The 13,936-nt window shown below is 70.9% G+C and carries 12 protein-coding genes; 3 read left to right on the plus strand and 9 right to left on the minus strand.

The genetic code is table 11. The features are described 5' to 3' along the window. The first annotated feature begins 90 nt into the window (after nucleotides 1-90). Together hslV and hslU are read left to right on the plus strand one after the other, a co-directional pair. Entirely contained in the window at nucleotides 91-627 is a 537-nt protein-coding gene (gene hslV, locus JANGC3_RS0118315) for an ATP-dependent protease subunit HslV (RefSeq protein WP_017877942.1), read from the plus strand. 14 nt (nucleotides 628-641) lie between these two features. Further along, nucleotides 642-1,985, plus strand: coding sequence for an ATP-dependent protease ATPase subunit HslU (gene hslU / locus JANGC3_RS0118320; RefSeq protein WP_026133153.1), 1,344 nt, complete (start codon nucleotides 642-644; stop codon nucleotides 1,983-1,985). Between the two features lie 102 nt (nucleotides 1,986-2,087). Here the strand turns inward: hslU and JANGC3_RS0118325 are convergent, their stop codons facing one another. After that, on the minus strand, nucleotides 2,088-2,540 hold the full coding sequence (locus JANGC3_RS0118325; protein WP_017877944.1) for a hypothetical protein: 453 nt from the start codon (nucleotides 2,538-2,540) through the stop codon (nucleotides 2,088-2,090). Between the two features lie 218 nt (nucleotides 2,541-2,758). Between JANGC3_RS0118325 and JANGC3_RS0118330 the strand changes: the two genes are divergently transcribed. Beyond that, nucleotides 2,759-3,526 (plus strand): helix-turn-helix domain-containing protein, encoded by a 768-nt coding sequence (locus JANGC3_RS0118330; protein WP_026133154.1) that lies wholly within the window; start codon nucleotides 2,759-2,761, stop codon nucleotides 3,524-3,526. Here JANGC3_RS0118330 and JANGC3_RS0118335 read toward each other — a convergent pair. The 8 genes from JANGC3_RS0118335 to gspL form a co-directional block, all read right to left on the minus strand. After that, on the minus strand, nucleotides 3,499-5,715 hold the full coding sequence (locus JANGC3_RS0118335) for a patatin-like phospholipase family protein (RefSeq protein ID WP_017877946.1): 2,217 nt from the start codon (nucleotides 5,713-5,715) through the stop codon (nucleotides 3,499-3,501). The genes JANGC3_RS0118330 and JANGC3_RS0118335 overlap by 28 nt on opposite strands. Nucleotides 5,716-5,881: 166 nt before the next feature. Beyond that, nucleotides 5,882-6,439, minus strand: a complete 558-nt coding sequence (locus tag JANGC3_RS29590) for a type II secretion system protein N (protein ID WP_017877947.1) — start codon at nucleotides 6,437-6,439, stop codon at nucleotides 5,882-5,884. Between the two features lie 20 nt (nucleotides 6,440-6,459). Continuing rightward, a complete protein-coding gene (gspF, locus tag JANGC3_RS0118345) occupies nucleotides 6,460-7,680 on the minus strand; it encodes a type II secretion system inner membrane protein GspF (RefSeq protein ID WP_026133155.1) in 1,221 nt (406 codons plus the stop codon). Between the two features lie 12 nt (nucleotides 7,681-7,692). Continuing rightward, nucleotides 7,693-9,114, minus strand: coding sequence for a type II secretion system ATPase GspE (gene gspE / locus JANGC3_RS0118350; RefSeq protein ID WP_017877949.1), 1,422 nt, complete (start codon nucleotides 9,112-9,114; stop codon nucleotides 7,693-7,695). A 40-nt stretch (nucleotides 9,115-9,154) separates the two neighbouring features. After that, nucleotides 9,155-11,350 (minus strand): type II secretion system secretin GspD, encoded by a 2,196-nt coding sequence (gspD, locus tag JANGC3_RS0118355; RefSeq protein WP_017877950.1) that lies wholly within the window; start codon nucleotides 11,348-11,350, stop codon nucleotides 9,155-9,157. Next, complete coding sequence (locus tag JANGC3_RS0118360) at nucleotides 11,350-12,123, minus strand: type II secretion system protein N (protein WP_017877951.1); 774 nt, start codon at nucleotides 12,121-12,123, stop codon at nucleotides 11,350-11,352. Before JANGC3_RS0118360 ends, gspD begins: the two co-directional genes overlap by 1 nt. A 31-nt stretch (nucleotides 12,124-12,154) precedes the next feature. Continuing rightward, on the minus strand, nucleotides 12,155-12,679 hold the full coding sequence (gene gspM, locus JANGC3_RS0118365) for a type II secretion system protein GspM (RefSeq protein WP_232429729.1): 525 nt from the start codon (nucleotides 12,677-12,679) through the stop codon (nucleotides 12,155-12,157). Then, complete coding sequence (gene gspL, locus JANGC3_RS0118370) at nucleotides 12,676-13,923, minus strand: type II secretion system protein GspL (protein WP_017877953.1); 1,248 nt, start codon at nucleotides 13,921-13,923, stop codon at nucleotides 12,676-12,678. The genes gspM and gspL overlap by 4 nt, the downstream gene beginning before the upstream one ends. Between the last annotated feature and the right edge of the window lie 13 nt (nucleotides 13,924-13,936).

The raw sequence follows: 13,936 nt of genomic DNA on the forward strand, positions 1-13,936 counted from the left end.
GGTTGGCCGCGGGGTTGCGCCGCCTTGCAATCGCCCGTTCCATCCCCATTTCTGGCGGATGCGGTCAATCCGACATCTTTGAGGTCATTCATGGAACAATTTCACGGCACCACCATCCTGTGCGTGCGGCGCGGCAAGCAGGTCGCCCTCGGCGGCGACGGCCAGGTTACCCTCGGCAACATCGTCATGAAGGGCACGGCCCGCAAGGTGCGCAAGCTGTACCAGGGCAAGGTGCTGGTCGGCTTCGCCGGCGGCACCGCCGACGCCTTCACGCTGCTCGACCGCTTCGAGGGCAAGTTGGAAAAACACCAGGGCAACCTGCTGCGCGCCTCGGTCGAGCTGGCCAAGGACTGGCGCACCGACCGCGTGCTGCGCCGCCTCGAGGCGATGTTGCTGGTGGCCGACGGCGAATCGACGCTGGTGATCACCGGCAACGGCGACGTGCTGGAACCGGAGGACGGCATCGGCGCCATCGGCTCGGGCGGCACCTTCGCCCAGTCGGCCGCCAAGGCGCTGCAGGAAAACACCGAACTGACGCCGGCCGAGATCGTCAAGAAGTCGCTGACCATCGCCGCCGAGCTGTGCATTTACACGAATATGTCGCATACGATAGAAACGCTGGACTGAGCCGGAAAGCCACCATGAACATGACCCCGCTGGAAATTGTCGCCGAACTCGATAAACACGTCGTCGGCCAGGGCCGCGCCAAGAAGGCCGTCGCCATCGCGCTGCGCAACCGCTGGCGCCGCCAGCAGGTGGCCGAGCCGCTGCGCCACGAAATCACGCCGAAGAACATCCTGATGATCGGCCCCACCGGGGTTGGCAAGACCGAGATCGCGCGCCGCCTGGCCAAGCTGGCCGACGCCCCCTTCATCAAGATCGAGGCCACCAAGTTCACCGAGGTCGGCTACGTCGGGCGCGACGTCGACACCATCATCCGCGACCTGATCGACATCGGCATCAAGCAGACCCGCTCCAGCGAGATGAAGAAGGTGCGCCTGCGCGCCGAGGACGCCGCCGAGGACCGCATCATCGACATCCTGGTGCCGCCGGCGCGCGACTTCGGCTTCAACGTCGCCGCCGCCGCCGGCGAGCAGCCGGCCGCCGGCGACGCCACCCGCCAGACCTTCCGCAAGCGCCTGCGCCAGGGCGAGCTGGACGACAAGGAGATCGAGATCGAGCTGGCCGAGGCCGGCCCGCAGATGGAAATCATGGCGCCGCCCGGCATGGAGGAGATGACCGAGCAGATCAAATCGATGTTCTCGGGCGTCGGCGCCGGGCGCAAGAAGGCGCGCAAGATCAAGGTGCGCGAGGCGATGAAGCTGCTGGTCGAGGAGGAGGCGGCCAAGCTGCTCAACGAGGACGAGTTGAAGCAGAAGGCGATCCAGAACGTCGAGCAGAACGGCATCGTCTTCCTCGACGAGATCGACAAGATCGCCTCGCGCTCCGAGGTCGGCGGCGCCGACGTCTCGCGCGCCGGCGTGCAGCGCGACCTGCTGCCGCTGGTCGAGGGCACCACCGTCAACACCAAGTACGGCATGATCCGCACCGACCACATTTTGTTCATCGCCTCCGGCGCCTTCCACCTGGCCAAGCCGTCCGACCTGATCCCCGAGCTGCAGGGGCGCTTCCCCATCCGCGTCGAGCTGGAGTCGCTGTCGACGGCCGACTTTGAACGCATCCTCACCAGCACCGACGCCTGCCTGACGATGCAGTACGAGGCGCTGCTGGCGACCGAGAACGTGAAGGTGGAATTCGCGCCCGAGGGCATCACGCGCCTGGCCGAAATCGCCTTTTCGGTGAACGAGCGCACCGAGAACATCGGCGCGCGGCGCCTGTACACGGTGATGGAAAAGCTGCTCGAGGAAGTCTCGTTCAGCGCCAGCGAGAGCGGCGGCAGCGTCGTCACCGTCGACGCCGCCTACGTCAACGCCCGCCTGGAGGCGCTGGCCGTCAACGAGGACCTGTCGCGCTACGTGTTGTAAGCAAGGAGGCCGGCATGGCAAACAAGGCTTTGGCGACGCGCCAGCGCATGCAGTACCGCGTCGAGCCGTCGCGGCACCGCGCCGGCCGGTCGGCGCCGGCCGTCAGAAGCGGTACGACAAGCCCGCCGTGAGCAAGCCTTCGCGCTCGGCGCCGCCCGGCACGCTGTCCCAGTCCAGGTGCAGCGACCAGTCGGCGTCGAGCGCGTAGGCGCCGCCGTAGCCGTACAGCGCGGCGGGCCGGCGCCGCCGCGCCGCGCCGCCATAAGCGGCGCCGAGGCGTACGTGCAGCGACAGCGCGTCGAATTTATAGCCCCCCACGTAAGCCAGGCCCAGCGCGCGCCAGGCGGCGTCGCCAGCGTAGCCGATGGCCTCGAGCGACAGCGCCGCCTCGCCGCCGCGAAACTGCAACGACTCGTAGCGCCGGCCCAGGTACAGGCGGGCGTCGTGGCGCGCGCCCAGGCCGGCGCCGGCGTACAGCGGCGCCGCGGCGGCAGGGGCCGGGGCCGGCAGGCAGGCGGCCAACGCCACGGCGGCGAACAGGTAGGGCTGGAACATGGGCGTCCTTTGGTGGGGGCGGGCCGGGCCCAATGGGGCAGTGTCGCAAGCTTCGCCGGGCGCCGCCATCTCCTTGTGCGAAGTGCCGCCATGGGCCACGTTTGGTGGCGTATTCCGGTACTATGGCACGCGCGGGCCGGACCCCAACGCCTTACGATAAGATGTTTGAAACACCACAAAGAAAGCGCTGGCAGGGACGGCGTGCAGACAGGAAGCCCATGAGTTCACCGGAATTGATCGTGCAGGTGCTGCGCGCGGAATTGCGCGCCGCCGGCATCACCTATAAATTGCTGGCCGAGCGCATCGACATGAGCGAATCGAGCGTCAAGCGCATGTTCGGCCAGCACGACATGTCGCTGTCGCGCCTGGCGCAGATTTGCAAGGCGGCCGGCATCGCGCTGGAGGACGTGCTGCGCGCCGCCGCCGACGTCACGCCGCACGCCGACACCTTGACGCTGACGCAGGAAACCTCGCTGATGGCGCGCCCCAAGCTGCTGCTGATGGCGATCTGCTGCCTGGGCCACTGGAGCCTCGAGCAGGTGGTGGAAACCTACGCGCTGTCGCAGCCGGAGTGCATCGGCCTGCTGGCCGAGCTGGACCGGATCGGCTTGATCGAGCTGAAACCGCTGAACCGCTACAGCATGCGCGTCTCGAACGCCTTCCACTGGCTGGCCGACGGCCCGGTGCAACAGTATTTCCGCGAACACGTGGTGGCCGATTATTTCGGCGGCCATTTCGACGGCGCCGGCGAGACCCTGATGTGCATCCCGGCGCGCCTGAGCCTGCCCAGCGCGCACGAGATGGTGCACAAGATCCGGCAACTGGCCGGCGAGCTGGCGCGGCTGCACCAGGGCGACCGCCGCCTCGCCGGCGCCGAGCGCGACGGCTTCACCCTGCTACTCGGCTTTCGCTCGTGGGAATTCGGCGCCTTCACGGCGCTGCGCCGGCCGCAGCCGCCCTACCAGATCGGGCCGAGGAACAGGTAAACGGTGCCGGTGCCGCCGCGGCTGGCGCCGGCGCCGAAATAGGCCGGGCCGAAACGGGTGTCGACCGACAGGAAGGCGCTGCCGGCCTGGACGAAGCGGTAGCGCACGGCCGCCAGATCGTCGTCGTTGTAGGCGCCGCCGGCCTCGAGCGAGAAGCCGGCGCGGATCACGCCGCCGAAGGTGCTGGGCAGCGCGCCGATGCGGCGCGCCATCACCAGCCGGCTGAGCAGCACGCCGCGGCCCTCGATGGAGTTGGCCGGCACCCCCGACAGGCGCAGGAAGCCGCCCAGTTGCAAGGGCGCGCTGCCGCTCTGGGCGCGCGCCCATTCGCCGTACAGGTGGCCGGCCCAGTTGGCGGTGTGGAAGGCCGACATCGCCAGCACCGACGAGCTGGCCTGCGGCGCGACGCCGTGGCCGCCGGTCTTGGTGCTGGCCAGGGTCGCGTCGAGCAGGAAGCCGCGGCTGGGGAAGGCCAGCGAATCGAGCGTGTCGACCCGGTAGCTGACGAAGCGGTCGGTGCCCCGCGCCGACTGCCGCTGGTCCAGCGGCAGCTCGGGGATCACTTGGCGCGCGCTGGCGCGGCTGCGCGTGGCGCCGACGCGGATGTCGCCGAAGCTGCCCAGTTCGCGCCCCAGCACCAGCGTGGCGCTGTGCAGGTCGTAGGCGTAGCGGCTGGCGCGCCGCCCCGCCAGGAAGCTGTCGGCCACCGCCGAGCCGTAGTGCAGCGCCGGCGCCAGGTACCACGGCGAGCCGGCGCCCAGCGGCTGCCACCATTGCACGTCGATCGAGCGTTCGGTGCCGATCCGGCCGATGCTGCGCAGTTCGCCGCCCCAGGCGTTGAGCGAGCCGGCCACGTGCATCAGCTTCAGCGCGAAATTGTTGTTGTCGTTGAAATCGCTGGCCAGCTCCAGCCCGACCCGCAGGCGGCTGCCGGCCCAGTCGGAGGCGCTGGCCTTGATCAGCACGCTGCGCTGGTCGCCGGCGTCGCTGATCTCGGTTTCGACGCGGGCCAGGTCGCCGCGACCGTACAGTTTGGCGCCGGCGCGGCGCACCTGCTCGCGCGTCACGGCGCTGCCCTCGACCAGGCCGGACTGCGCCGCCAGCGCGCGCGCGTTGATGCCGCCGCCGCTTTGCACCTCCAGCTGCGCCAGCGGCAGCGCGACGTCGGCCAGCGCCGGCGCCGCCAGCCGCAGCGCCTCCAGCGCGGCGTATTCGCGCCGCGGCAGCGCCAGCGGTGCCAGCCGCAGGGCCAGCGCGCGCGCCGCCTGGGCGCCGGCGTGCATGGCCTTTTCCTGGCTGTTGAAGTCGAGAAAGCTGACGCCGCTCAAATCGGGCGCGATCAGGATGTCCCGCGGTCCCAGTTCGCGGATCGAGCGCTGCACGTTCTGCTCGGTGAGGATTTGCAGCATCTGCTGGGCCACGCCGAGCGCGCTGCCGAGGTCCTTTTCCGGCGCCAGCGTGGTGCCGACGTTGACCGCGATAACCACCTCGGCGCCCATGGCGCGCGCCATGTCGACCGGCAGGTTGCGCACCAGGCCGCCGTCGACCACCAGGCGCTGCTTGATGCGCACCGGCGCGAACACGCCCGGCACCGCCAGCGAGGCGCGCACGCTGAGAAAGAGCGGCGTGTCGTCGAGTTCGACCAGCTCGCCGGTGACGAGGTCCGAGGCCACCGAGCGGAACGGCAGCGGCAGGCGGTTCACCGGGCGGTCGCGCATGGCTTCCGGCAGCAGCCGGTTCAGCGCCAGTTCCAGCGCGGCGTTGCCGGCCGCGGCCGGCGGCAGCGAGACGCCGTTGCGGCTCAGGCCGAACTCGATGCGCGACGGCAGCAACTGGTCTTCCTCGCGGCGCCGGAACGCCAGGTCCTGGCGCGCCGGGCGGTCGGCCACCACCCGGTCCCAGTTGGTGGCGCGCGCCATCTGCTCCAGGTCGGCCACCGAGGCGCCGGCGGCGTAGGCGCCGCCGACCACGCCGCCCATGCTGGTGCCGACCACGATGTCGACCGGCACGCGCATGTCGCGCAGCACGCGCAGCACGCCGATATGCGCCAGGCCGCGCGCGCCGCCGCCCGACAGCACCAGCGCCACGCGCGGGCGCGCCGCCGCGGCCTCGGCCACGCCTTGCGCGGCGGCCGGGGACAACTGCAGCGCGCAGGCGCAGCACAGCGCGAGGGCGCGAAGGGAAACCATGGAAGCACTCCTGTTGGACGGCGGCGTGGGCGTTGAAACGCGCAAAACCGAGGATGTCACCGCGGGGTCGGCCCCCCGGGGTGCGGCCCCGGCACTTCGCCTTGGTGGGTGTTCAGCGCGCCGGCCCGCGAACTGAAGGGCATCGGGGTCCGGCGCGCCGGGCGCGTCAGTGCGAGCCGGCCGGCGGGCTGACGACGCGCGACGGCGGCGCCATTTGCAGCGGCGGCGCGGCCGGCGGCGGCGTCATTTGCTGCTGCGGCGGCGGCGTCATCTGCTGTTGCGACGGCTGCGGCGGCGCCAACGCGGCGGCGCCGCCGCCGCCGACCACGGCCTGCTCCAGCTCGACCCGCTTCGGCACGCCGCCGTCGGACAACAGCACGAACAGCGGCTGCACGTCCTTGACGGTGACGCCGGGCGCCACCTCGGCGCCGACCGGATAGGCCTGGGCCGGCTTGGCGTCGCTGGCCAGGATCGCCACGCTGCCGCGGCCGTTGCCGGCGGCGACCACGCCCTTCAACTGGTAATGGCTCAGCGCGGCCACTTGCAGGCGCCCGCCGAACAGGCCGGCAACGGCGTCGGGGCCGGGTTCGGGCGCGGCCTGGCTGACGAGCGCGGTGAGCGCGCGCTGCGGCGGCTTGACCAGCTCCATGAACCAGAAGGCCAGCGACGCCGACAACGCCACGACGGCGGCAAAACTCACAAACAGGGGCAAACGCTTCATCATGTTTTCTCGATTTTTCTTCTCTACCGCACCAGCTGGTTAATTTCAATGATCGGCATCAGCACCGCCAGCACGATCAGCAGCACCACCACGCCCATCGCCAGGATCAAGGCCGGCTCCAGCAGGCCGGCAATGGTCAAGGTGCGCCGCTCCAGGTCCTGCTCCTGCGCGCTGGCGGCGCGTTCCAGCATGGCCGGCAGTTCGCCGGTGATTTCGCCGGCGCGTATCATATGGATCAGCATGGGCGGGAAGTGCTTTTGCGCCGACAGCGCGCGCGCCAGGCTGACGCCCTCGCGCACGTTGTTGCTGGCCTCCTCGACCAGCTCTTGCATCGCCACGTTCGACAGCGTGTCGCGGCTGGTTTCCAGTGCCCGCAAAATCGGCACGCCCGAGCCGGTGGTGATGGCCAGCGTGCTGGCGAAGCGCGCCGTGTTCAGGCTGCGCTCGAACTTGCCGTACAGCGGCGCCGTCAACAGCCAGGTGTGCCAGCGCCGTTTCAGCCCGGGTTCTTGCAGCGCGCGGCGCCAGGCGAACCAGGCCGCCGCCAGCACGCCGCCCATCAGCACGCCGTAATGGCGCACGAAGTCGGACAGCGCCAGCATGATGATGGTCAGCAGCGGCAGCTTCTGCTTGGTGTTGGCGAACACCGAGACGATCTGCGGCACCACATAGGTCAGCAGGAAGATGACGATGGCGAACGCCACCACCGTGACGATGGCCGGGTAGGTGAAGGCCAGTTTGACCTTTTGCACCAGCGCGTTGCGCCGCTCGATGTAGTCGGCCAGGCGCGACAGCACCCGCGCCAGGTGGCCGATCTGCTCGCCCGAGGCCACCAGCGCGCGGTAGATCTCGGCGAAGTCGCGCGGATGGCGCGCCAGCACCTCGGAAAAGGCGGCGCCGCCGATGACCTCGGAACGGATCGAGGCGATCAGGTCGCGCAGGTAGGGCCGCTCGGCCTGTTCCAGCAGCGCCGAGAAGGCTTGTTCCAGCGGCAGGCCGGCCTCCAGCAGGCTGGCCAACTGGCGCGTAAACAGCGCCAGCTCGGCGTTCGACAGGCGTTCGCCGAAGGCCCGGCTCTTGGTCACGCCGGCGGCGTCGACCTGGGCGGCGATGGCGTCGACGGCCAGCGGCACCAGGCCCTGCGCGCGCAGCTCGGCGCGCGCGGAACGGGCGCTGTCGGAGTTGAGCACGCCTTTTTTGGTGGCGCCGCCGGCGTCCACGGCTTCATAGCGAAATGCGGGCATCTGCGCTGGTCCCTAGTCTTTGGTTACGCGCAGCAGCTCGGCCGGCGTGGTGGTGCCGTCGGCCAGCCAACGCTCGCCGTCCTCGCGCATGGTCTGCATGCCGCTGCGCTGCGCCGCGGCGCGCACCTCGGCCTCGGAGGCGCGGTTGTGGATTTGCGCGCGGATCTGTTCGGTCGTCTGCAGCAGCTCGTAGACCCCGACCCGGCCCTGGTAGCCGGTGTGGCCGCAGCGCTCGCAACCGACCGCCTGCCAGTGCTGGCCGTCGAAGCTGCGGCAGGCGCCGCACAACTTGCGCACCAGGCGCTGCGCCAACACCCCCAGCAGCGAGGACGACAGCAGGAACGGCTCGATACCCATGTCGAGCAGGCGCGTCACCGCCGCCGCCGCGTCGTTGGTGTGCAGCGTCGCCAGCACCAGGTGGCCGGTCAGCGAGGCCTGCACCGCGATCTGCGCCGTTTCCAGGTCGCGGATCTCGCCGATCATGATGACGTCCGGGTCTTGCCGCAGGATCGCCCGCAGCGCCTTGGCGAAGCTCATGTCGATGCGCGTGTTGACCTGGGTCTGGCCGACCCCGACCAGGTCGTACTCGATCGGGTCCTCGACCGTCAGGATGTTGGTGGTGCTGGCGTTGAGCCGCGTCAGCGCCGCGTACAGCGTGGTGGTCTTGCCCGAGCCGGTCGGCCCGGTCACCAGCACGATGCCGTGCGGTTGCTTGAGCAGGCCGTCGAACTCCGGCAGCATGCTGGCGCTCATGCCCAGGTGCTGCAGGTCGAGCCGGCCGGCCTCCTTGTCGAGCAGGCGCAGCACGGCGCGTTCGCCGTGCCCGGTCGGCAGCGTCGAGACGCGCACGTCGACCGGCTTGCCGCCGACGCGCAGCGTGATGCGGCCGTCCTGCGGCAGGCGCTTTTCGGCGATGTCGAGCTGGGCCATGATCTTGATGCGCGAAATCAGCGAACCGTGGATCGCCTTGCGCGGCCGCACCACGTCGCGCAGGCTGCCGTCGATGCGGAAGCGCACCACCGAGGTCAGCTCGAAGGGCTCGATGTGGATGTCCGAGGCGCCCTCGCGCAGCGCCTGGGTCAGCAGCGCGTTGATCATGCGGATCACCGGGGCGTCGTCGGACGATTCCAGCAAGTCCTCGATGGCCGGCACGTCCTGCAGCAGCTTGGTCAGGTCGAGGTCGGCGTCGAACTCGTCGGCCATCTGCGAGGCGTCGCCGCCGGCGCCGGCGTAGGCGGCGGCGATGGCGGCGTCGAGCTCGGCGCGCGCCAAGGTCAACAGGCGGATGCGGCCGAAGCGCCGCGACACCTCGGCGATGGCGGCCGGCGCCGTGCCGGGGCCCACCAGCACGTCGACCGTGTGTTCGGCCTCCTCGCTGGGGCGGGCCAGCAGCGCGTAGTCGCGGGCGAACGCGTAGGGTAGTAGGTTGCTCATCTGGTCGGCCCTTCCCGGTGGCCGGTCATGCTCGCCGCGCTCATTGCGGCGCGCCGCTGCCGGCCGGGGCGTTGGCGGGCGGCAGCGGCCGCGGCGCCTGCGGCAGCGGGCGCAGCATGTCGCCGCCGACCGGCTGGCCGTTCAGCAGCGGTGGCAGTTGCGGCACGCCCAGGTCCTTGAGCATCAGGTTGCCCGACGCCGGCTGGGCTTGCGCCTCGGCGGCGCGCATGTAGTCGTAGCGGTCGGCCGTCAGGGTGGTGCTCTGCTCCTTGCTGCGGATCACCACCGGGCGCAGGAAGATCATCAGGTTGGTCTTCTTGCGCTGGCGCGTCTGGTACCTGAACAGGTTGCCCAGCAGCGGGATATCGCCCAGGCCGCGCACCTTTTCGGCGCCGTCGTTGGTGGTGTCCTCGATCAGGCCGCCCAGCACGATGATCTGGCCGTCGTCGGCGATGACGTTGTTCTCGATCACGCGCTTGTTGAGCGTAATGCCCGAGACCGCCAGGGCGCTGGTCTTGTCGACCGTCGAGGTCTCGTGGTAGATGCCCATCTTAATGGTGCCGCCCTCGGAAATTTGCGGGCGCACCTTCAGCGTCAGGCCGACGTCCTTGCGCTCGATGGTCTGGAACGGGCTGGCGTTGGCGGTGCCGCCGACCAGCGTCTGGCCGGTCAGGATCGGCACGTTCTGGCCGACCTGGATGGTGGCCAGTTCGTTGTCGAGGGTGATCATGTTCGGCGTCGACAGGATGTTGGCGTTGCCGTCGGACTCGAGCGCGTGCGCCAGCGCGCCCAGGCCGAGCGCGCCGTTGATTTGCTTGAACAGGCCGATGGTCAGGCCGCCGCCCGGGGCGACGATGTTGCTGCCGCCGGCGGCCGCGCCGGTGGCCAGCGTGGCGATGTTGTTGCTGGTGCCGTTGGCGAACGATTGCACGCCGCCGATGCGGTAGTTGCTGTTCTTGTCGCCCGACAGGCCGAGCCACTGCACGCCGAACTCGGAGGCCTTGTCCGACGTCACCTCGACGATCAGCGATTCAATATAGACCTGGGCGCGGCGCACGTCGAGCTGGTCGATGACGGCGCGCAGGTTGCGGTAGACCGGCTCGGTGCAGGTGATGATCAGGGTGTTGGTGGAGGCGTCGGCCTGGATGAAGCCGGCCGCGCCGCCGGCCGCCAGCGCCTGCGGCGCCGCCGACAGCGAGGCGCCGCCGCCGCCGGCCGGCTGCTGGCCGCCGGCCTGCTGGCCGCCCTGTCCGCCCTGTCCGGCGGCGCCGGCGCCCAGGCCGGTGGCGTTGCCGGCGCTGGCCTGGGCCGCGCCGCCGCCCTCGCCCGACGTCATCACCGCGCGCAGCGTCAGCGCCAGCTTGGTGGCGTCGGCGTTTTTCAGGTACACCACGTGGACGTTGCCCAGTTGCGCGGTGGGCTGGTCGAGCTTGGCGATCAGCGACTTGGCCAGGTTGGCGCGCGCCGGCGACGGCGCGCGCAGCACCAGCGCGTTGGTGCGCGGGTCGGCCAGCACCGAGACGCGGCCCGATTCGCCGGCGCCGGCGCCCGGCTCGAGCAGCTTGTTGACCATCGTGGCCAGGTCCGAGGCGATGGCGTAGCGCACCGGGATGACGTCCATGTCGGCGGCGACCGGCGCGTCGAGCGCGGCGATGATCTTGCCCAGGCGCTTGAGGTTGTCGGCGTAGTCGGTGATCACCAGCGTGTTGTTGCCCGGGTTGGCGTTGATGGTGTTGTTGGGCGAGATCAGCGGGCGCAGCACCGTCACCAGGTTGGCCGACGATTCGTAGTTCAGGTAAAACACCTGGGTGGCGATCTGGTCGCCCTTGACGCTGGCGCCGCCGCTGCCGACCTGGGTCGGCACCGACTGCAATTTGGCCTCGGCCTCCGGTACCACCTTGGCGTAGCCGTCGCCGCTGACGACGGCGAAGCCCTGCAGCCGCAGCGCCGAGGCCAGCAGCGCGAACGCCTGCGCCTTGCTGATCGATTTCTCCGACACCAGCGTAATGCTGCCCTTGACCCGCGGGTCGATGACGAAATTGATGTTGGTGTAGTGGCCGACCGCCTTGATGACGGCCTCGATGTCGGCGCCGACGAAGTTCAGCGCGGCCTCGTCGCCGGCGCGCGCCGGCTGCGCCGGGACGGCCGCGGCGACGCAGCACAACAGCGCGCCGGCGCCCAGGCGGCGCAGCGACAGCGCGGAAATAGATGGATTGCTCATGGTGGTTTTTTTCATTATCTGAACTCTAAGGCGATGATGTTTTTGTCGCTGTTGGTACGGCGCTGGCCCAGCAAGTTCAACAAACTTGCCAAGGTCTCTTCATATCCTGTTGCTGCCTGCGCCTGCCCGGAAAACTGCAGGCGGCCGTTGACCAGCGCGCCGCCGCCCTCCAGCAGCAGCGGCCCCTTCAGCGAGCGCAGGCCCAGTTGCGCCCGCTGGCCGCGCCAGTCGAAGGCCAATTCATAACTCCCCAGCGGGCGCACGGCCGACAAGGCCGAGGCCATGTCGGTCAACTCCAGCGTGGTGCGGCCGTCGACGTCGACGGCGTTGCCGGCCAGGCCCAGTTGCAGCGTGCTCCACGACAGGCGCAGCGTACCGCTGGGCGCGATCGTGTTCAACGGCGCGCCCAAGCCGGCCAGGCGCTCGGCCGGCAGCAGCAGCGCGGCCGGGCTGACCTGCCACGCGCGCCACGAGCCGCGCAGGTTGACCGGCTGCGACAGCGCCGCCGGGTTCTCCAGTTGCAACTCGACCTTGCCGAGCAGCGCCAGCGGCGACAGGCGCCACGCGAAGCGGCCCGGCAGCAGCGGCGTCACCGCGCCGCTGCGGCTGGCGGCGGCGCCGACGAAGGCCGAACCGCGCCACAGCGTACCCTGGGCGTCGCCCAAGGTCAAACGCCCGCCGCTCTGGCGTTCGACCGCCGCGGCCAGCCAGCCGGCCGGGAAGAACAGCAGCACGGTGGCGCCGACGCCGAGCGCGGCGGCCAGCAACCATAGCACGGCGCGCTTCACGGGCGCGGCCTTTTTTCGTCGCGCGGCGGCGTCATTTGACCGGGCCCGCGACTTGGCGCAGGGTCAGCGTGGCGTCGACCAGGCCGGCCGTCGGCAACGCCACCACATTGGCCTCCTGCACCGCGACGCGGCTGTCGCGGCGCAGCGCGTCGAGCCAGCCGGACAGCGCGGCGAACGAGGCGCCGTTCAACTGCAGTTTGGCGTAGTCGCCGGTCAGCGAGACCGACTGCGCCACCAGGCCGCGCGCCGCCAGCGCCGCCGTCAGGGCGGCCCGGCTCATCGGCTCCGGCGGCGCCGGCGCCTGCCGCGCCAGTTCGGCGGCCTGGCGCGCCAGGCCCTCGATTTCGGCGGCGTCGACGCGCAGCTGCGGCATCTCCTTCAACAGCCGCGCGCGGCCGCCGACGGCCGGGCCGATCAGCAGCGCGTAGGCCAGCGCCAGCGCGGCGGCGGCGCCGCCGACGGCGAGGAATTTGCGCTCCTGCTCGGTGCGCTCTTGCCAAAACGCGCCGGCGCCCTGGCGGTAGCGTTGGAATATCGTGCTCAGCTTGTTCATCATTGCGCTCCTTGGGCAACGCGGATTTGCCAGGTGCCGGGGGCCGGCTCGGACAGTTGCAGGTTGCGCTTCTTGAGCGCCTCCCTGACCTGCGCCAGCGCGCCGGCCGGCACCACGTCGGGTTTCAGTTTGACGCTCAGGGTGCGCTCGCGGTAGTCGAGCGAGGCGACGGCGCCGGCGCCGGCCAGCGGCCCGAGCGCCTCGCCCAGCGCGGCGCCGAGGGCGCCGAACTCGTCGGCGCCGAGCTGGCCGCCGGCCATCTTGGCGTTGGCGACGTTGCGGCGCATCTGCTCGGCCGGATACAGCGCCGCCTCGTTCGGATAGGCCGCCTTGAAGGTTTGCAGCATGCCGGCGCGCAGCGCGCCGGCGTCGCGCTTGAGGCGCAGCCAGTCGAGGTTGACGCCGACGATGTTGACCAGCGCCACCAGCACGGCCAGCCGCAGCGGCCAGCGCCACAGCTGCCAGTCGCGCGCGCGGGCGCCGGCCACGCCCAGCGCCGGCGCCAGGTCCAGCCCGGCCGTCCTGGCGCCGGCGATCCAGTGCGACCACTGGTCCGGCTCGACGCCGACGCCGACGCCGACGCCGTCGCCGGCAATGGCGGCGGCCGCCTCTTGGTAGGCGGCGGCCCGCTCGGCGGCCACGTACAGCGTCAGCGGCGCCTCGGCGGCGAAGCCGCGCAGCATCTGCAACAGCGCCGCCGGGGCTGTCGGCGGCAGGGTCAAGCCCATGCCCTCGTGCGGCGCCAGGCGCAGCGTCAGCTCGGCGGCGTCGGCGCCGGCGTCCAGGTGCAGCGCGGCGGCCGCGCCGCCCGGCGGCAAGGGCAGGCACAGTTGCGCCGGCAGCGCCGCGACGGCGCGCGCGCCCTGCGCCAGCAGCGCCTTGACCAGCACCTCCAGCCAGGCGCGCTGCACCACCGCGACCGTGCGCATGCCGTCGGCGCCCTCGGCCGAGGCGGCCAGCACGCAATCGGCCGGGTCGCCCAGGATGTGTTCCTCGACCAGGTTCGGCAGCGCCGCGCGCAGGCGCGGCGCCGACAGCGGCGGCACCTTCAGGCGCAGCAGGGTGACGTCGGCGGCCGCCAGCAGCAGCACCACGCGGCGCGCCGAGGCGATCAACGGGGCCATGCCGCCGAGGGCGCCGGCGCCCTGCCGCTGCACGTCGCCGTTGGGGGCGACCAGCGCGAACTGGCACTGCGCCACGCTGTCAACGCTGGCCTTGGCCGGATGCCGGATATACAGTGTAGTCAAAAGGTCTCGCTTT

Origin of the sequence: Janthinobacterium sp. CG3, assembly GCF_000344615.1 — a bacterium.
In the GTDB taxonomy this organism is placed as follows: Bacteria; Pseudomonadota; Gammaproteobacteria; order Burkholderiales; family Burkholderiaceae_D; genus Janthinobacterium.